General features: G+C 69.4%; 15 protein-coding genes. 12 read left to right on the top strand and 3 right to left on the bottom strand.

Annotated features, from left to right (window positions below; translation table 11 throughout):
* Positions 1–858: 858 nt before the first annotated feature.
* On the bottom strand, positions 859–3147 hold the full coding sequence (locus AB0F43_RS35240) for a glycoside hydrolase family 3 N-terminal domain-containing protein (protein WP_360487193.1): 2289 nt from the start codon (positions 3145–3147) through the stop codon (positions 859–861).
* A 110-nt stretch (positions 3148–3257) separates the two neighbouring features.
* On the opposite strand from AB0F43_RS35240, the gene AB0F43_RS35235 reads away from it, so the two are divergent.
* The 4 genes from AB0F43_RS35235 to AB0F43_RS35220 all read left to right on the top strand — a co-directional run bounded on the left by AB0F43_RS35235 (position 3258) and on the right by AB0F43_RS35220 (position 9141).
* Complete coding sequence (locus AB0F43_RS35235; protein ID WP_360487190.1) at positions 3258–4250, top strand: LacI family DNA-binding transcriptional regulator; 993 nt, start codon at positions 3258–3260, stop codon at positions 4248–4250.
* Positions 4251–4377: 127 nt separating this feature from the next.
* Positions 4378–4728: a holo-ACP synthase gene (locus AB0F43_RS35230; protein WP_360487187.1), complete on the top strand. Its 351-nt coding sequence runs from the start codon at positions 4378–4380 to the stop codon at positions 4726–4728.
* Entirely contained in the window at positions 4728–6125 is a 1398-nt protein-coding gene (locus AB0F43_RS35225) for an NAD(P)H-hydrate dehydratase (RefSeq protein ID WP_360487184.1), read from the top strand. The genes AB0F43_RS35230 and AB0F43_RS35225 overlap by 1 nt, the downstream gene beginning before the upstream one ends.
* Positions 6126–6207: 82 nt before the next feature.
* A complete protein-coding gene (locus tag AB0F43_RS35220) occupies positions 6208–9141 on the top strand; it encodes a PIG-L family deacetylase (RefSeq protein ID WP_360487181.1) in 2934 nt (977 codons plus the stop codon).
* 35 nt (positions 9142–9176) lie between these two features.
* Here AB0F43_RS35220 and AB0F43_RS35215 read toward each other — a convergent pair whose 3' ends face one another.
* Entirely contained in the window at positions 9177–9941 is a 765-nt protein-coding gene (locus tag AB0F43_RS35215; RefSeq protein ID WP_360487178.1) for an META domain-containing protein, read from the bottom strand.
* Between the two features lie 362 nt (positions 9942–10303).
* On the opposite strand from AB0F43_RS35215, the gene AB0F43_RS35210 reads away from it, so the two are divergent.
* From AB0F43_RS35210 to tsaB, 6 genes are all read left to right on the top strand, one after another.
* Positions 10304–11536 (top strand): hypothetical protein, encoded by a 1233-nt coding sequence (locus AB0F43_RS35210; protein ID WP_360487175.1) that lies wholly within the window; start codon positions 10304–10306, stop codon positions 11534–11536.
* A gap of 78 nt (positions 11537–11614) precedes the next feature.
* Complete coding sequence (locus AB0F43_RS35205) at positions 11615–12256, top strand: HAD family phosphatase (RefSeq protein WP_360487172.1); 642 nt, start codon at positions 11615–11617, stop codon at positions 12254–12256.
* A gap of 15 nt (positions 12257–12271) precedes the next feature.
* Positions 12272–13429 (top strand): alanine racemase, encoded by a 1158-nt coding sequence (alr, locus tag AB0F43_RS35200; RefSeq protein WP_360487169.1) that lies wholly within the window; start codon positions 12272–12274, stop codon positions 13427–13429.
* A gap of 3 nt (positions 13430–13432) precedes the next feature.
* Positions 13433–14554, top strand: coding sequence for an alpha/beta hydrolase (locus tag AB0F43_RS35195; protein WP_360487166.1), 1122 nt, complete (start codon positions 13433–13435; stop codon positions 14552–14554).
* A 58-nt stretch (positions 14555–14612) separates the two neighbouring features.
* On the top strand, positions 14613–15557 hold the full coding sequence (tsaE, locus tag AB0F43_RS35190; RefSeq protein ID WP_360487163.1) for a tRNA (adenosine(37)-N6)-threonylcarbamoyltransferase complex ATPase subunit type 1 TsaE: 945 nt from the start codon (positions 14613–14615) through the stop codon (positions 15555–15557).
* A complete protein-coding gene (gene tsaB / locus AB0F43_RS35185; RefSeq protein ID WP_360487160.1) occupies positions 15557–16225 on the top strand; it encodes a tRNA (adenosine(37)-N6)-threonylcarbamoyltransferase complex dimerization subunit type 1 TsaB in 669 nt (222 codons plus the stop codon). The genes tsaE and tsaB overlap by 1 nt, the downstream gene beginning before the upstream one ends.
* Positions 16226–16262: 37 nt before the next feature.
* On the opposite strand, the gene AB0F43_RS35180 is transcribed toward tsaB, so the two are convergent.
* The gene (locus AB0F43_RS35180; RefSeq protein ID WP_360487157.1) at positions 16263–17459 is read right to left on the bottom strand and encodes a transposase; all 1197 of its coding nucleotides are present in this window, start codon (positions 17457–17459) and stop codon (positions 16263–16265) included.
* 78 nt (positions 17460–17537) lie between these two features.
* Between AB0F43_RS35180 and AB0F43_RS35175 the strand changes: the two genes are divergently transcribed.
* Together AB0F43_RS35175 and tsaD are read left to right on the top strand one after the other, a co-directional pair.
* Positions 17538–17987: a GNAT family N-acetyltransferase gene (locus tag AB0F43_RS35175; protein ID WP_360487154.1), complete on the top strand. Its 450-nt coding sequence runs from the start codon at positions 17538–17540 to the stop codon at positions 17985–17987.
* Positions 17984–19036 carry a tRNA (adenosine(37)-N6)-threonylcarbamoyltransferase complex transferase subunit TsaD gene (gene tsaD, locus AB0F43_RS35170; RefSeq protein ID WP_360487151.1) on the top strand — a complete coding sequence of 351 codons (1053 nt, stop codon included), beginning with the start codon at positions 17984–17986 and terminating at the stop codon, positions 19034–19036. Before AB0F43_RS35175 ends, tsaD begins: the two co-directional genes overlap by 4 nt.
* Positions 19037–19076 lie beyond the last annotated feature (40 nt).

The raw sequence follows: 19076 nt of genomic DNA, 5'->3' as shown, positions 1-19076 counted from the left end.
CGGGGGACGGGCGGGTGGGGTGTCGCGGCTCGGGGCTGGGTGAGGGTGCTGTGGGTGGCGGTGTGCGTCAAGGACGCCTTCGGCGTCCCTGCGGGATCTTCGACCCTTGACCCACACCGCCACGACCAGGAGGGCGCAGCTATCCCGGAGCTGCTCACCCGAGTGGTCGCAGTTGGGGGTGGATGCGGTGTGGGGTCGGGAGTGGGGGTGGTCGCGTCCAGATGTGGATGCGGATGCGGATGGTTCGGGTGGGGCTTCGGTGGATCTCGTTTGGTTTGGGGTGGGGGCAAAGGGTCGCGGTTGGTTTGGGGGTAGCTGGCGGCTTGTGTCACCGATGGCGGGTTGTAGCAGGCCATCGGTGACATAACCCGCTAGTGGCCCTCGATCTGAGGGGCTGGTTTCGGCATGTGGCCGTTCTCGTCCGTATGGCGGGATTTCCGGGTTCCAACCTGGGTTCGATCGCCCGAGTCGTCAATCGTGGTCGAAGAATCGCCGTGTCCCGGACCAAAATCCGCGACTCGATGCATCACGGCCCCGCCTCGACCCCACCACACCCCGCCGGGTCCACGGTCACCCGGCAACCAGGTTCGCAAGAAGTCATCCAGCCCACTCGGGCTAAACCTCCCGCGGGATCCGCGTAGCTGCGTCCTTCCCTGGTCGGTGTGGTGTGTGTCAAGGGTCGAAGATCCCGCAGGGACTCCGAAGGCGCCCTTGACGCACACCGCACCGACTAGCACCATCACGCAGCGGAGCCCGCGGAACCACACCCACGCCTAACCCAAAAACAAACCCCGCGCCTCAGCCACCCACAGAACCCGGCACCCCGGCACGCAAGTACTCCCGCACCCCGGTAGCTGGTTAGGGCTGGAGTTGCGAGGTGCAGTGGAGGGTTCGGGTGTGGTCTACCTGGCGGACTTGGCCGGTGAGGGTCAGGGGGTGGGTGGATTGGATGTTGGTGCTGGATTTTGCCAGGCGGAGGTTGATCAGGCCTGGCTCGACTATGCGGGTGCCGTCGCGGTCGGCGAAGGAGGTGAGGTCGGCGTGGACGGTGAAGGTGATGGTGCGGGATTCGCCGGCGGGGATGTTGACGCGGTGGTAGCCGATCAGGCGGGTGACTGGGCGGGTCACGCGGGCGACTGGGTCGCCCAGGTAGAGCTGGATGATCTCGGTGCCGTCGGTGGTGCCGGTGTTGTGAACGGTCACCTGGAGGTTGACGGTCCCGTCGGTGGGCATGGTGTCGCGGTCCGCGGCTGCGTCGGTCCATTCGAAGGTCGTGTACGACGTGCCGTGGCCGAACGGAAAGAGTGGGGTCGGGTCGACCGATGAGACCTTGTTGAGTCCGCCGAGCGGTTGGTGCAGGTAGGTCCCCGGCTGCCCGCCTTCGCTCCGCGGGAGGCTGACCGGGAGCCGGCCGGACGGGTTGACGGCGCCGGTGAGGACGCGCGCCAGCGCCGGTCCACCCTCCTGGCCGGGGAAGAATGCTTGCACGATCGCGGCCGTACGCTCCGCGAATCGGCCGAGGGCGTACGGGCGACCGGACAGCAGTACGAGGACCACCGGCGTACCGGTGTCGAGGACCGCGGCGAGCAGATCCGCTTGGCGGCCAGGCAACGTGAGGGTCTCGACGTCGCAGCCTTCGCCGGAGGTGCCGCGGCCGAACAGGCCGGCCCGGTCGCCGAGGGCGACGATCGCGACGTCGGCTTCGGAGGCCGCCGTGACAGCCTCCTGGAAACCGTCGTCGGAGTCGTCGTCGACACCGCATCCCTCGGCGGTCTTCAGATCGATGCCCTGAGCAACCAGCGCCTCGGCCAGGGTGAGGATCGGTACGCCGTCGTCGGTGCCGGGGTAGCGGGGCGCGATGTGGATCGGGAAGGTGTAGCAGCCGAGCATTGCGTGCGGGTCCATGCCCCGTGGGCCGACCAGCGCCACCTTCTTGCCCGGGGCAACAGGCAGTACGCCGTCGTTCGCGACCAGCACGATCGACTCCTCGGCCAGCTTCGCCGCGATCTCCCGGTTGGCGGGACTGTCGAGCCCGATCGGGCCGGTCGGCTCCAGTTGGAGCTCAGGGTCGAGCAGCCCGAGATCGCACTTCTGCCGCAACACCCGGCGCACGGCCTGATCGACGTACGAGATGTCGAGCCGGCCCTCCTCGACCTCGGCGATGAGGGCGTCGGCGTAGGTGTGCACGGTCGGCAGCTCAACGTCGATGCCGGCCCTCAGCGCCAGCGCGGCCGCCTCGCCGTCAGTGCCCGCGACCTGGTGCAGAGTGCGCAGGAACGCGATGGCGAAGTAGTCCGCGACAACCGTGCCGTCGAAGCCCCACTGGTCCCGCAGCAGCGTGGTCAGCAACTCCCGGTCGGCGGCGACCGGTACGCCGTCGATCTCGGCGTACGAGTTCATCACCGTACGAGCGCCGCCCTCGACGACCGCCATCTCGAACGGCGGGAGGATCACGTCGGTGAGCTCCTGCCGGCCCATCGACACCGGCGCGAGGTTACGGCCGGCGCGGGAGGCGGAGTACCCGGCGAAGTGCTTCAGGGTGGCGTGGACGCCGCCGTCCTGGAGTCCGCGGACGTACGCCGTACCGATCGTGCCGACCAGGTACGGATCCTCGCCGATCGTCTCCTCGGTCCGGCCCCAGCGGTAGTCGCGGGTGACGTCGAGGACCGGAGCGAGCCCGAGGTGCGTACCGGCCGATCGCATGTCGCCGCCGATCCGCTCCGCCATCTGCTGGACCAGCCCCGGATCGAAGGTGGCGCCCCAGGCCAGCGGGGTCGGGTAGATGGTGGCGCCGTATGCCGCGAAGCCGGTGAGGCACTCGTCGTGCGCGACGGCCGGGATGCCGAACCGGTTGGCGGCCATGATCTGCCGCTGCGCCGACGCCAGGGACCGGGCGCCGGTGGTGGGATCGACCGGCCGGGTCCCGAACGGGCGGGTGAGCTGGCCGAGGCCGTCCTGGATCACCTCGGCCCAGACCGGCGGGTCGCTGCTCATGTCGTGCTGGTACGGCGCGACGTCCTCGCCGCTGTCACCCGCGCCGACCCAGAGGCCGGCCAGTTGGGAGACCTTCTCCCGCAGGGTCAGCTCGGCGAGCAAGGCCCCGACCCGGTCGTCCGGATCCGCGGTGGTGTCGCGCCAGGCACCCATCGAGCTCCTCGAAAGTTTCGAAGTTAGTAACGATACCTGCGAGGAGGTTAGCTTGTATTGTGCTGCTTGCACAGCCTCGAGCCTGGTGGAGGTACGTCGTGGGTCAGCGGATGACCATCTCGAAAATTGCGGAGCAGGCGGGGGTGTCCGTGCCCACCGTGTCCAAGGTGCTGAACGGGCGCGCCGACGTCGCCGAGGAGACCCGGGCGAAGGTCGAAAGCATCATCCAGGAGCACGGCTACCGGCGCCGCGCCACCAGTACGGCGAGCAGCCCGATGATCGACCTGGTGTTCCACGAGATCGGCGGGGCGTGGGCGGTCGAGCTGATCCGCGGTGTCGAGGAAGTGGTCCGCGCCGAGGGTGTCGAGCTGGTGCTGTCCGAGTGCGGGGGTGCCCGGCGGCCGCGGCAGGAGTGGATCGAGTCGGTCCTGCTTCGCCGTCCGCTCGGCGTGATCATGGTGTTCTCCGACCTGGACGCCGACCAGCGGGCGCAGTTGGAGGCGCGGCGGATCCCGTTCGTGGTGGTCGACCCGGTCGGCGACGAGGGCGACGACGTACCGTCCATCGGCTCGGCCAACTGGAACGGCGGCCGGATGGCGACCCTGCATCTGCGCAAGCTCGGGCACACCCGGATCGGGATGATCGGCGGTCCGGTGGAGACGCTGTGCTCGCGTCAGCGCGTCGACGGGTACACCGACGCGCTGCGGTCGACCGGGGTCGAGATCGACCCGTCGTTGATCCGGGCGGCGGAGTTCGAGGTGAGCAGCGGGCATCGGGAGGCGCTGAGGCTACTCAGCCTGCCGGAGCGGCCGACGGCGATCTTCGCGGGCAGCGACCTGCAGGCGATGGGGGTGTACCAGGCGGCGCGTGAGCTCGGGCTGGAGATCCCGCGCGATCTGTCAGTGGTCGGGTACGACGACCTGCCGGTCGCGCAATGGGTCTCGCCGACGCTGACCACCGTCCACCAGCCGCTGCGCCAGATGGCCGAGCTGGCCGCCCGGATGGTCCTCGACCTGGCCCGCGGCGTCACGCCGTCGGCACTCCGGATGGACCTCGCCGTCGACATGCGCGTCCGTCAATCCACCGCGGAGCCGCCCTCCTGAATCTCCGCCGCGCGTGCTCCTCGCGGACCCTCCAAGCGGGCAGGTGGGGTGGGGAGCGCGGGTCGTCTGAATCCCTGTGGCGCGTGTTCGTCCTGGTGCTTGCGGGGGGCCAGTTAGGGTGAGGAGCATGATCGTCGGCGTGGGTATTGATGTGGTCGACGTGGAGCGGTTCATGAAGACTCTCGAGCGCACGCCCGGTCTGCGGGACCGCGTCTTCACACCGTCCGAGGCGGCCAAACCCCCGGCCTCGCTGGCGGCCCGCTTTGCCGCCAAGGAAGCGCTGGCCAAGGCGCTCGGCGCGCCGGCCGGGATGCACTGGCACGACGCCGAGGTGCAGACCGACGAGACCGGCCGCCCCTGGCTGGAGATCACCGGTACGGTCGCCGACCAGGCCGGACGCCTCGGCGTCCAGAACCTCCACCTGTCCCTGAGCCACGACGCCGGGATCGCCTCCGCCGTCGTCATCCTGGAGGGCTGATGCGTCGCGCACACACCGTCGAGCAGGTCCGGGCGGCCGAGGCCGACCTGATGGCGCGCCTGCCCGAGGGCACCCTGATGCAACGCGCCGCGACCGGCCTCGCGGTTGCCATCAGCAACTTCCTTGGTCACACGTACGGCGCTCGCGTCGTCCTGCTGGTCGGCTCCGGCGACAACGGCGGCGACGCCCTGTACGCCGGGGTCCGGCTGGCCCGGCGCGGTGCGCGGGTGACCGCCGTACCGCTGTCGGACAAAGCGCACGCCGCCGGACTCGAGGCTCTGCTCGCCGTCGGTGGACGCGTGGGGGCGGCCGAGGACATCGCCGACGCCGACGTGGTCGTGGACGGCATCGTCGGCATCGGTGGCCGCCCTGGTCTCCGCGAGGACGCGCTCGCCGCCGTCGAGCTGGCGACTCAGAAAGGCATCCCGATCGTCGCCGTCGACACGCCGTCCGGCGTCGACGTCGACACCGGCGAGACCCCCGAGCCGCACGTTCGCGCCGCCTTCACCGTCACCTTCGGCACCCACAAGATCTGCCACTTCATCGACCCCGCCGCCACCGCGTGCGGCCCGGTCCACCTGGTCGACATCGGACTCGACCTCCCACCCGCCCCGGTCGAGTCGTTGCAGGCATCCGACGTACGCGACTTGTACCCAGTTCCGCATGGCGAGTCCGACAAGTACTCCCGCGGCGTACTCGGACTGATGGCCGGCTCAGCGCAGTACCCGGGAGCCGCGGTCATCGCCACCGCTGGTGCGCTCGGCGGTCCGCTCGGCATGGTGCGGTACGTCGGTCCGGACGCGGTGGCGGCCGAAGTCCGCTCGGCCCACCCGGAGATCGTTGCCGGCGAGGGACGCGTGCAGGCCTGGGCCGTCGGCTCCGGGCTCGGCGACGACTGGGATGTCCGCCGGGTACGCGACCTGCTCGATGCCGAGGAGCCGATCGTCCTCGATGCGGACGGCCTCCGGGCGCTGGAGGACTCGGGCGACCACACCGGCGTACTGGCGACACCGCACGCGGGTGAGCTGGCCCGTCTGCTCGGTGTCGACCGCTCCACGGTCGAGGCCGAGCGACTGAGGTACGCCTGTCTGGCCGCCGAACGCTTCGACGCCACGGTCCTGCTGAAGGGCTCCACCACCGTCATCGCCGCCCCCGACGGTCGTGTCCGCGTCAACACCAACGCGACGCCCTGGCTGGCCACCGCCGGCGCAGGCGACGTACTGGCCGGCCTGTGTGGCTCTCTCCTGGCAGCAGGCCTCACTGCCCTGGACGCGGCCAGCGTCGGCGCCTACCTCCACGCCGCAGCCGCCAACCTGGCCTCCGCCTCCGGCCCCATGACTGCCCTCTCCGTCGCCGCCGCCCTTCCGGCGGCAACCCGCCAGCTTTTGCTCGGATAACACGCCCCCTGCGGTTGCGAGTCGGGTGAGCGCTGGATAGGACTGAGGTTGCTGGTGCCCCCGCCGCCCTGGGAGTGTGCACGTGAAGCGATTCGTGGTCTTCGTCGTACTCGTGGTCCTTGCTGCGTTGCCAATCCCTGCTCAAGCTGCCGCCGAGCCGTATGTGGCTGATCCGGCGACGAAGATCCATGTGATGGGGGAGTGGGCCCATCCGGACGATGACACGAGCATCATCGGGCCGTGCGGGGTGTGGCATCAGCGGTACGGCGTGAAGTGCGGCGTGATCATGGTGACGCGAGGTGAAGGTGGCGGGAACGCCGTCGGGACCGAACTGGGCCCGGACCTGGGACTGCGGCGGGAGAACGAAGACCGGGTGGCGCACTACCGCTCTGGCACCGTCGACATCTTCAACCTGGACCGGATCGACTTCTTCTACAACCAGAGCGCACCGCTGACGCAGTACTTCTGGGACGAGGAGGAGACACTGCGCCGGGTCACCCGGGTGATCCGGGAGACGCAGCCGGAGATCTACATCGGGTTCACACCGACCCTCGCGGCCGGGCACGGCAACCATCAGCAGGCGGGCCGGCTGATCTGGGAGGGCGTGCTCGCGGCCGCCGACCCGACCAGGTTCCCCGAGCAGCTAGAAGGGCCGCACGCACTCAGCACCTGGCAGGTGAAGAAGGTCTTCTCCGGCGGCAGTACGGCGGGCAGCGGCGGTACGACGTCCGCCCCGAACTGCACCACCGGCTTCACGCCCAGCGGGCTGGACACGGTCGCGGGCGTCTGGACCGGGTACGAGTCGCCGTACAAGTGGCCGGCGGGGAACCTGCAAGGCCGGCCGGCCGGTTCGGCGAAGATCTGGCAGCAGGTCGCGGACGAGGGCCGGGCGGCGTACCCGACGCAGAGCCGGGTCATGTTCAAGGGAACGTCGGTCCCGGCGTGCCCGCGGTTCGCGATGACGCAGTCGTTCGTACCGTTCCAGCCGAACACCAGCCCACAGGCCGGGCTGGACGAAGCGATCCTCTTCGGTGCGACGAAGCCCGATCCCGGTGGTCTGCCGCTGGGAACGCTGCAGTACTTGACGTTCAGCCGCTTCTACAACGTGGCCGGCGAACCCTTCCAAGCGACCGTGCACCTGAAGGCGCCGGGTGGAAAACTTGCCCCCGGCCATATCAAGCTGACCGTCCCGCCCGGCTGGGCCGTCGACGGCCCGAAGCCGGTCCCCGCACGGGCCGCAGTGGACGTCACCTTCACCGTCACACCATCGGCGACCGCGCCGGTGGACCGGAACGCCAAGATCTCGGCCGTCTACACCACCGCGAAAGCGTCCGGCTACACCGACAACGTCGTACGGATCGTGTCGGCCGCCGAGGGTAGGTTCCAGCGTTGGGGCAACTGGCAGGAGTACGACGAATGGCTGGAGACGACCGCGCCGCAGGCCAGCCGTCTCGGCCGGTCCCAGGCGATCCAGTCGATGGCGGTCGGCAGCACGATCGACGTACCCGTCGCCGTCCACAACTGGTCGGCGCAGCCACAGAGTGGCGCCGTGTCGCTCGAGCTGCCCCCGAACTTCACGGTGGACGCGGCGTCCAAGCCCTACGAGCTTCCACCCGGTGCTGAGACCACAGTCACCTTCAAGCTGACCAACACAAACACCTCCCTGCCCGCGACCCAGAACTTCTCCATCCCGATCCGAACCGCGAGCGGGAGCGAGACGCTGACCCTGACTTTGGTGCCGGCGACAACGATCCCGCAGGCCCAACCGGTCGTCGACGGCAAGGCGGAGCCGGGCGAGTACCCGGGCCCGACCCTCGACCTCGGCCGGATCTGGCAGGGCGCGAGCAACTGCACCGGTGTGGACGACTGTGGCGTTTCGTCAACGGGTGAAGGCAATACGGCGAAGGTGAGCTGGTCGGACGACGCGCTGTACTTCTTCATCCACGTGCGCGACGACTACCAGTCGTACGCCGTCACGCCGGCCGAGTGTGTCGGCCACTGGCAGGCCGACTCCGTCGAGATCCTGCTCGATCCGCGTGGGACCGCGTCGCAGGCGCTGATGGACACGGCCAACACGTTCAAGCTCGGCATCTTCCCGTTCAGTCAGAGCGGAGGGCCTTGCTGGTCGAGGGACGCGGACAACCACCAGGGCTACTCGAGCGGTGAGCTCGACACCGGCAACGCACCCGGTGTGCAGGTCGCCTCGACGGCTCGGTGGGTGGGCAGCAACGAGACGACGGTGCCGCATGCGTACGCCGGTGGTGGCTACGACCTCGAGGTGAAGATCCCGCTCGCCACGCTGCCCGCGGCCGTTGACCCGGCCAGGCTCGGCTTGAACATCACGCCGTACGACAACGACGACACGTCGGCGCCTGGTACGACGACTCTGCGGCACATCGACCAGAGCACGCGACTCGGCTGGTCCGCACTCGGCTCAGTGCAGTCGGATCCGTACCGCTGGGGCCTGGCGACACTGCCGGGCTACACCCCGCCCGCGGACCGCCCGACCACACCGGCACCGCCGAACGTCTCCAACCCGAACCTCAACGGTGCACTCTCACCACAGACGATCGCCCAGTCCGCGCGTAACGGCGTACCGATCTCCGGCCGCACCCCGACGACCGACCTGAGCATCCTGTACGCCGCTCTCGGCCGATCGACCGTCGAAGTGTATACGCGCTCCGCAGGCGCCGGTACCGCACGGGCCTTCCTGACCACCGGCGCGATCGACGCCATCCCGGTCTGGACGACGAGCTGCTCACCGGCGGCCGACCCGCCACCCGACTACGGCCTGACCCCGTGCGCAGTCACCGACGGCGCCACCCCACCGTGGTCGCCGGACATGAGCGGTCATGTCGTCAAACAGTCCAGCCAACAGATCACTCGCGGCACCCAACGCTGGTCGATCCCGCTTACCCCTGCCCAACGCGCCAAGCTGGCCGCCGACGGCCGCCTGCTGGTCTCCTACGAGACCTCGGACAACAAGGTGCAGGCCTTCGACATCCGGCTGGGGTGAGGTCTCTGGAAAGCTCCGCGGGTGTTTCCGGAAGCTCAGCGGGTGGCGATGAAGTCGAGGCCGTTTTCGCCGGCGCGCAGGTTCAGGCGGTTGGCGTCGATCTCGTAGCTGACGTCGCCCTTGAGGCCGTTCAGGAGCGACTGCTCGAGCTTGCCCGCGTCGCCGGGGCAGGCCCGGCGGGTGGTGGCGATCTCGCCGAAGGTGAGCGTGCCGGCCGCCCGAGCCACCGTGCCCTGGAGCTCGTTGCAGCCGGTGGACCCGGTGACGCGTTCGCCGTTCAGCGTGATCCAGGCCTGCTCCGAGCCGGCCTGGTGCGTGGCGGACTCGCCGCTGATCACCGTATCAAGGGACCACTTGGTGCCGGCGAGGGCGAGGTCGGGTTCGACGGTCCGGCGATCGGTCAGCGAGATCGTCGTACCGCCGGAGGTGATGCTGAGCCGGTCGCCCGCCAGCTTCCAGGCCGGCTCGGACAGCAGGATCTTCGTCAGCCAGCCGTCCTGTGCGTGCCGCGGCTGGTCGCAGCCCATCGCGGTGACCGCGAGCTGGTCGTCCAGCGACAGCTTGCCGTCGCCGGTGTCCACCGGTGACTGTATCGAGTTACAGCCGGCGTCCGCGATCAGCCGGCCGTCGTCGGTGAACTGCAACCGGACGCGGCTGTTGGGGACGAGTTGCTTCGGCTTCCCGTCCTCTGTCACCGCCGTGGACAGGTACGACTTGCCCTTCAGTGATCCGCCCGCAGTCGACTCGTTCCCGCACCCGGTCAGGGCCAGCAGCAAGCCGGCAGCGGCAACGGCGATCATCCGTTTCCTCACGCTCTACGGACGCCCCTGCGGCGCCGGACGTTGCACCGGATGATCCGTGGCTCTGGGTGATCGCGACACGCGCGTCCTGGCCTCAGAGAGCGAACACGCTGCGTGAAATTGAGACCCCGAGTTGGCTTTTCAGATCACGGTTGGATAACGTCAGCCGCCGTACACGCGAGAGCGAACGTGAAGGACACGGCCGGCGAGCCTTTTCGACCGGTCTGCCCGGACCGATTCGGTGCTACGGGGAACGCCGGCTGTCCTGGCCTCACTGGGGATTGAACAGAACAGTTGTGGGCCGCGCTGCAGTGCTGGGGCAAGCAGTCGCGGCCCGTCGAGCAGACGAGGAAAGTTTTTCCATGCCCCCCATCCGAACTGCCCGAAGCCGCGTCGTCATCCCAGCGGTGTTCCTTGCCCTCGGTGCGCTCGTCGCTGCGCCGATCGCCGTTCAGGCGGCCAAGGAGTCCCCTGTCGCTGCGACCACGACCAGCGCCGCCACGGACAGCACGGCTTCGACCCTCCCGAGCGTCGGACGCGTCGAACGCTGCGTCTTGGACGAGTATTCCGGTTGCACCGTGGCGCACGGCTTCGGCGTCAAACCGACCGCCATCACGGTGACCTCCGCCGGGCCGGCGATCCTGTCGATCGACCCGAGTCTCACCACCGACAAGACCTACCGCCTACGGGCGCTGCAGAAGGACGGCGAGAAGTACCGCGCCGGCACGAAGGTGCGCTACACCGCGCACTACGACTTCGCGGCGGCTTCACCGCAGCCCACGACCCCGACCCCGACGGCCACGTCGACGCCGACCGCGACGCCGACGAGCAGCCCGACCCCGACGTCCACTCCGACTTCCACCCCGACACAGACCCCGACGTCGAGCCCGACCACCACCACGCCCACGTCGACTCCCACCGCGACGTCGACCCCGACGTCGACGAGCAGTCCGGTGAAGAGCTGCACCAACCCGGTCTGGACCACCACGTCGTCCAGCAACCAGGGCGAGGGCCGGACCTTCGGCGCGTACTACGTCCACAACAACATGTGGAACAACCACAACGGCACCTACAGCCTGGGCGCCTGCAACTACGACAACTGGTACGTCGACGTCACCCAGCCGCTGCCGGGTGACAAGGGCGTCCAGGCCTACCCGAACGTGCACAAGGACTACGCCGACGTCCCGCTGTCGAAGATCCAGTCGGCCAAGTTCGCCGCGACCACGCCGGCCAACTGCAGCGCCTGCATCTACAACGTCGCGTTCGACGCGTGGATCGGTGACGGCCTGAACAACGAGCTGATGATCTGGACCGACAACAAGGGCCAGGTCCCGGCCGGACAGAAGGTGGGCACCGTGACGTTCGGCGGCTTCACGTACGACGTGTGGCACCGGGACGGCTACACGGCGTACGTGTCCCAGGTGACGCAGAAGTCCGGCACGATGCCGCTGGCCAGCTTCTTCAACGACATGGTGAAGCGCGGCTGGGTCTCGAAGGCCACGACCTGGCAGGTCGACTACGGCGTCGAGGTCGTGTCCACCGGAAACACCAAGCAGCGCTTCAACTTCACCGACTTCTCCATCCAGGAGAACTGACCCCTCTCGCTCTCGCGAACTCCGCGGCCGCCGTGACACCCGACGTCACGGCGGCCGCGTATTGCATAGGGTGCAGGCGTGACCGGTCTGGTGATCTTCGACAACGACGGCGTACTGGTGGACTCCGAGCGGCTGGCCAACACGATTCTGGCCGAGCTGCTCACCGACGCGGGGCTGCCGTACACGTTCGACGAAGCCGTCAGCGACTTCATGGGCGGGAGCATGGCCTCGATGCGGCAGAAGGCGGAGGCCCGGCTCGGCGGACCGTTACCTGCCGACCTGGAGGACCGCTACCACCAGCGGTTGTTCGACGGATTCGCTCAGTTGCGGGCGGTCGCCGGCGTCGACGCGGTGCTCGACCACCTGGACGCCCAAGGAGTCACGTACTGCCTGGCGTCGTCCGGAACCCACCGCAGGATCCGGACGGCGTTGACCGCGGTCGGTTTCCGGGAGCGGTTCGAGGGCAGGATCTTCAGTGCGGAGGACGTTGCCCACGGCAAGCCCGCACCCGATCTGTTCCTGCACGCGGCGAGCTCGATGGGTGTGAAACCCGTCGACTGCGTGGTCGTCGAGGACAGCCCGCTCGGCGTCGCGGCCGCCAACGCGGCCGGGATGAAGGTCTTCGGGTACGCCGGGATGACGGACCCCGCGAAGCTGTCATCGGCCGACGCGGTTTTCCACAACATGGCTGCCCTGACCGACCTGATCGACGGGGCCTGAGACACTGGAGGGGCTATGTCTACCCTCCAGTCACCTGGCAGTGAGCGCCCGGTCCGCGCCGAAGCGGTCGTCGACCTGGCCGCGATCCGCCACAACGTCACCACACTGCGTGCCCGCGCCGAGGGTGCGCAGCTGATGACCGTGGTCAAGGCCGACGCCTACGGCCACGGCATGATCCCGATCGCCCAGGCCGCCCGTGCGGCCGGTGCCGACTGGATCGGCGCGGCCGTGCTCGAGGAGGCGCTCGCGTTGCGCGAGGCCGGCGACACCGGCCCGATCTTCTGCTGGCTGACCACCCCCGGCGAGCCGCTCGAGGACGCGATCACCGCCGGCATCGACCTGTCCGCCGGCGCGCCCTGGGAGATCGACGAGCTCGCCGCCGGGGTGACCGACCGGCCGGCCCGGGTCCACCTCAAGATCGACACCGGCATGAGCCGCGGCGGCGCCGTACCGGAGGAGTGGCCGGCGCTGATCCGGTCCGCGCTCCGGGAGGTGAAGACCGGGCGGATCGAGATCAAGGGCATCTGGTCCCACCTGGCGTCGTCGGACGAGCCGAAGAGCGAGGCCAACGAGGCCCAGCTGGCCAGGTTCACCGAGGCCCTCGACGTGGCGGCCTCGTTCGGTGTCGACCCCGAGTTCAAGCACCTGGCGAACTCGGGCGCCACCCTCGCGCTGCCCGAGACTCATTTCAACCTGGTCCGGCCCGGTGTCGCGACGTACGGGCTCTCGCCGTTCGGGCACGCGCTGCCGTCGGCCGAGCTGGGCCTGATTCCGGCGATGACGCTGAAGGCCCGGCTCGCGATGGTGAAACGCGTCCCGGCCGGCATCGGCGTCTCCTACGGCCTGACCTGGACCGCGCCGCGGCCGTCGACCCTCGGCCTGATCCCGCTCGGGTACGGCGACGGCCTGCCCCGGCACGCGTCGAACGGCGGCCCGGTGCAGGCCGGCGGCGTACGTCGTACCATCGTTGGCCGGATCTGCATGGATCAGTGCGTGGTCAACCTCGAGGACGACCAGGCGGCCGCGGGTGACGAGGTGGTGCTGTTCGGTCCCGGGACCGCCGGCGAGCCGACCGCGGACGACTGGGCCGATGCCGCCGGGACCATCAACTACGAGATCGTCACCCGGCTGGGCGTGCGGATCCCCCGCCGGTACGTCGACAGCGAAAGGTAGACCGTGGTTTCCAAGGCAGGGCGGACCGCCGGTCTGATCGGAGCCGCGGTCGGGGTGCTGGCCGCGGGAGCGGCGGCCGGGGTCGCGGTCGAGCGGCAGGTGATCGGCCGCCGGTCGAGTCAGCGCGCGCAGCTCGAAGCCGAGCCGTTCGGCTCGCTGCGCGGCACGCCGCACGTGTTCACCGCCGACGACGGCGTCGAGCTGTACGTCGAAGTGGACGAGCTGAAGCGATCCCGCCGGCCGGCGCCGCCGCCGAAGCGGAGGTTCGGCAAACAGCTTCCGCTCCCACCCGAGGACCTCACCCTGGTCTTCGCGCACGGCTACGGCCTGAACATGGACTGCTGGCACTTCGAGCGCCGCGACCTGGCCGGGATCGGCACGATGGTCTTCTACGACCAGCGCTCGCACGGGCGGTCCGGCCGGTCGCCGAAGGAGAACGTCAGCATCGACCAGCTCGGCCGCGACCTCTACGGGATCGTGCAGGAGTTCGCGCCGACCGGCCCGGTGATCCTGATCGGCCACTCGATGGGCGGCATGGCGATCATGGCGATGGCCGAGCAGCACCCGGAGCTCTTCGGTGACCGGATCATCGGCGTCGGCCTGTGCTCGACCAGCGCGGGCGCTCTCGACCGGGTCCCGATCGTGTTCCCCGGCAAGGTCGGCATGCTGGCCCGCGCGCTGGCGACGCCGACGGTCGCCGCCCTGGCCCGCATCCCGGACGTGGTCGAGCGCAGCCGCAAGGCCGGCACCGACATCAGCTACCTGCTGACCCGGAAGTACTCGTTCGGCTCCGAGGTGCCGCCGGCCTTCACCGAGTTCGTCAACGAGATGATCGCGGCGACGCCGATCTCGGTGATCGCGGAGTTCTACCCGATCTTCGCGCTGCACGACAAGTACGACGCCCTGGAGCCGCTGCAGAAGGTGGAGTGCGTCGTGATCGGTGGTGACAAGGACCACCTGACCCCGTTCGTGCACGCCGAGGAGATCGCCCGGCACGTGCCCGGGGCGGAGCTGGTCGAGGTGAAGAACTGTGGGCACCTGGGCCTGATCGAGCACCACCGTGAGTTCACGGCCGCGCTCCTCGGCATGATCGAGCGAGCCGAACAATCCTTGGGACACAGATGAGACTGCTGTGCTTTTTGGCCGGGCCTTCGGCGCCGGCAAGTCCAGGCCGGGAGGCCCTATGACCGACCTCCATGTGGTGGACGCGACCGCCGAGCACGCGGACGAGATCGTCGCGGTGATTCACCACGCGTTCTCGGCCCGGCGCGTGCTCGACCCGCCGTCCACCGCCCTGTCCGAGAACCCGGCCACCGTCGCCGACGCGGTGACCAAGCATGGTGGCCTGCTGGTCCGGATCGACGGCTCCCCGGCCGGCGCGGTGCTGTTCGAGGAGTCGGGTGACGTCCTGAACCTCCGCCGGGTCTCGGTGGATCCGCGACACCAGGCGCGCGGTGTCGCCTCGGCGATGGTCGGTTGCGCCGAGGAGGTCGCCGTACGGCGTGGCCTGAGCCGGGTCCGGCTGATCGCGCGGGTGGAGTTGCCGGACACGGTGGAGTTCTGGAGTCGGCGCGGGTACTCCGTCGTCGAGCAGCAGGACCACAACCTGATCTATGCGAAGGCGATGCCGGTCGAGCTGACCGTGCCGACGGCCGAGGACATGCGGGCGATCGGTGAGGAGCTCGCCGGGCAGTTGCGGGCGGGCGACGTACTCGTGCTGTCTGGTGATCTGGGTGCGGGCAAGACGACGTTCACGCAGGGACTTGGGGCCGGGCTGAAGGTCCGTGGTGACATCACGTCGCCCACGTTCGTGATCTCCCGGGTGCATCCGTCGCTGGCCGGTGGTCCGGCGCTGGTCCATGTCGACGCGTATCGGCTGGGCGGCATCGCCGAGCTGGACGATCTCGACCTGGACGCGAGCCTGGACGACGCCGTCACGGTGGTGGAGTGGGGTCACGGGCTGGCCGAGTCGCTGGCCCCGGACCGGCTCGACATCGTGATCACCCGCGGCGACGACGACACCGACGAGACCCGCGAGATCCGGATCACGCCGGTCGGTCCGCGCTGGGCGGCCTCCGGCGTCCGCGTGTCCGCCGCCGGCATCCCGGCTGCTTTGGAGAATCACTGATGTTGCTTGCTTTCGACACTTCGAGCGCGGCGGTCACGGTCGCGCTGGCGGATCCGGCCAGTGGGGAGATCCTGGCGTCGTCGACGACCGTCGACGCACTGCGGCACGGCGAGTTGCTCGCGCCGGCCATCGCCGCGGCGTTGGAGACCGCCGGGATCACGCCGCGCCAGCTGACCCGGATCGCGGTCGGTGTCGGGCCCGGCCCGTTCACCGGGCTACGGGTCGGGCTGGTGACCGCGCGGACCATGGGTGACGTCCTCGGGATCGAGGTCGCCGGCGTGTGCAGCCTGGACGTCCTGGCGCGGCAGACCGAGCTCGCGCTCCCGGTCGCCGTCGCGACTGACGCACGGCGCAAGGAGATCTACTGGGCGCTGTACGACGGCCCGGCCGCGGACGGAAGCCGTCGTCGCCTGGAAGGGCCGGCGGTGGATCGGCCGGCCGAGGTCGCGCACGTCCTGTCCGGGCTGCCAGTGATCGGACGCGGTGCCGCGCTGTACGGCGACGTGCTGGGTGCGAAGGCAGCTGACGTCGTGGAGTACCCCTCGGCTGAGGTGCTGGCGACGGGAGTGGCGACCGGGACCCTCGAGGTAGTCGCGCCGGAGCCCCTGTACCTGCGCCGCCCGGACGTGACCCTGTCGGGTGGCCCGAAGAGCGTGTTGCCGAATTGACGTCCTCCCCGCCCGTGAAGGTCGGGGATTCCAACTACTACGCGGAGGTAGCGTGTTGAGGTTCACGCTTCGGCGAGACCCGTGGTGGCGTCTCTCGGCGTGCGCTGACGGCCCGTCCGGCCGCGATGTTGATGGCCGCGTTCACGTCTGCGTTGGCCTGGTGCCCGCAGGCGACGCACCGGAAGACCGCTTGGTTCTCGCGGTTTCCCGGTGCACGGTGCCCGCAGACGCTACAGGTCTGCGACGTGTACGCGGGATTGACTTTCTCGACTCGTACCGGCGCCTTGTGCTCCAGTCGCTGGATCAGCAGTCCCCAGCCGTTGGCCAGGATGCCGCGGTTCAGTCCGGCTTTGGCGCGGCGACGGTTCGGCAGATACGTACCTGGTCGTTCGGGGTCGGGTTTGGGCCTGGGTCGCCTGGTCAGCTGGGCGATCCGCAGGTCTTCGACCCGGATGACGTCGAAGCGTCGGGCAAGCTCGGTGCTGACCTTCTCCACCCAGTCCTTGCGGCGGTCGCCGGCGCGGGCCTGCAGCTTGGCGATCGCGGCCTTCAACCGCCGACGCCGGCTGGAGCCGCGACGGCAGTGGGGCAAGCGGCGTTGCAGGTGCTTGAGCCGTTCCTGCTCGCGTTCCGACAGGCCCGGACAGGTCAGGAGTTCGCCGGTGGACAGGGCCGCCGAGACGGTGACTCCGCGGTCCACGCCGACGATCTCACCGGTCCCGGGTGCGGGAATCGGCTTCGGGATGACGGCGAAGGCGAGGTGCCAGCGACCCGCCCGGTCACAGGTGACCCGGTACGACTTCGCCTCCGGAAGGGGTTGGGACAGCCGGATCCGGACCCAGCCGACCTTCGGTACGTTGACCTTGGCCCATTTCCGGTTCAGCTTCGTGATCCGGGTCGCCTGGGAGCCGACGATGCGGAATCCCTCGTGCAGCTCGGCTTTGCGCCAGGTCGGGCGCCTGTGGGTGCCTGCGTAGAAGTTCTTGACGGCCTGGGCGAAGTCCCGCAGCGCCTGTTGCTGGACGGTCTGCGACCCCGCCCGCAGCCAGCCAACCGCGGCTCGTGCCTGGGTCAGTTGCCGGCACTGCTCGGCGAAGCCCGGCGTCGGGCCTTTGTCAGGGGTCCACATCGTCCACTGCTCAAGTGCCAGGTTCCACACGTACCGGGCATGCCTGCACAGCTCCAGCAACGCAGCCTGCTGCGCGGGAGTCGGGCACATTCGGAACCGGGACATGCCAACTATCCAATCAGCCGGGACCGACAGTCCCCGATCTCCGAAGGGGGCAGTCGTGGTTTCCCCGCGACAACTCAAGTGAGACCCGTTATTCGATCGGCGAGCGCGGACGACTTGCCCGCTCTGGTCGCGCTGGACGAGGTCTGCTTCGGGTCCGACGCATGGAGTGCGGTCTCATGGTCGGCCGAGTTCGACCGGTTGTCCGAGGACCGGGTGATCCTGGTCGCGGACGAAGGTGCGGTCGTCGGGTACGTCGTACTGTTGGTGCCACCGGTCTCGTTGGACGTGGTCGAGTTGTTGCGGATCGCGGTGACCCCGGCCGAGCGGCGGACCGGGATCGGCGGCCAGTTGATGACGGCGGCGCTGTCGAAGTGCTCCGGCCGGACGGTGTTGCTGGAAGTTGCTGCAGGCAACGAGTCGGCGACTGGTCTCTACCGGGCCTTCGGTTTCGAGGAGATCAGCCGGCGGCGCGGGTACTACGCGGGCGGCGAGGATGCGGTGATCATGCGGTGGCGGGAGGAAGAGTGAAGGTGGAGCCCCTGATCCTGGGGATCGAGACATCGTGTGACGAGACCGGCGTCGGGATCGTCCGCGGGCAGACGCTGCTCGCCGACGCGATCGCGTCCAGCGTCGAGGAGCATGCCCGGTTCGGCGGCGTCGTACCGGAGGTCGCCAGCCGCGCGCACCTGGAGGCAATGGTCCCGACGATCCGGCGCGCCTGCGAGACGGCCGGGATCAAGCCGACCGACGTCGACGCGGTCGCGGTCACCAGCGGTCCCGGGCTGGCCGGCGCACTGCTGGTCGGTGTCGCCGCGGCCAAGGGACTCGCGCTGTCACTCGGCAAACCGTTGTACGGCGTGAACCACCTCGCCGCCCATGTCGCCGTCGACACGTTGGAGCACGGTGATCTGCCGAAGGGCTGCGTCGCGATGCTGGTGTCCGGCGGGCACTCGTCGTTGCTCGCGGTCGAGGACATCACCGAGGGCGTCGAGCCGATGGGCAGCACCATCGACGACGCCGCGGGTGAGGCGTTCGACAAGGTCGCCCGGGTGCTGGGGCTGCCGTTCCCGGGTGGTCCATATATCGACAAAGCGGCTCGTGACGGTGGCGACCGGCTGTACGTCACCTTCCCGCGCGGGCTGACGTCGCAACGGGATCTCGAGCGGCACCGGTTCGACTTCTCCTTCTCCGGTCTGAAGACGGCCGTCGCCCGGTGGGTCGAGGCTCGCCGCCGCGACGGCGAGGACGTGCCGGTGAACCACGTGGCCGCGGCCTTCCAGGAGGCGGTGTGCGACGTCCTCACCCGCAAGGCGATCGACGCGTGCAAGGACCGTGGCTTCGAGCACCTGCTGATCGGCGGCGGTGTCGCGGCGAACTCGCGGCTGCGCGCGATGGCGGAAGAGCGTTGCGCTCAGGCCGGCATCGCCGTACGGGTGCCGCGGCCCGGGTTGTGCACCGACAACGGCGCGATGGTGGCGGCGCTCGGCTCCGAACTCGTCCGGGCCGGGAAGGCGCCGTCGCCGTTGGAACTGCCGGCCGATTCATCGATGCCGATCACGGAGGTGCTGAACAAGTGAGGTGGACCGGACCTGATGGCTCGGTCGCCCGCCAGTAGCG

This window comes from Kribbella sp. NPDC023972 (assembly GCF_040639075.1).
Classification (GTDB): domain Bacteria; phylum Actinomycetota; class Actinomycetes; order Propionibacteriales; family Kribbellaceae; genus Kribbella.
The sequence above is the reverse complement of the archived record's forward strand: the minus strand, read 5'-3'. Positions and strand labels throughout refer to the sequence as shown.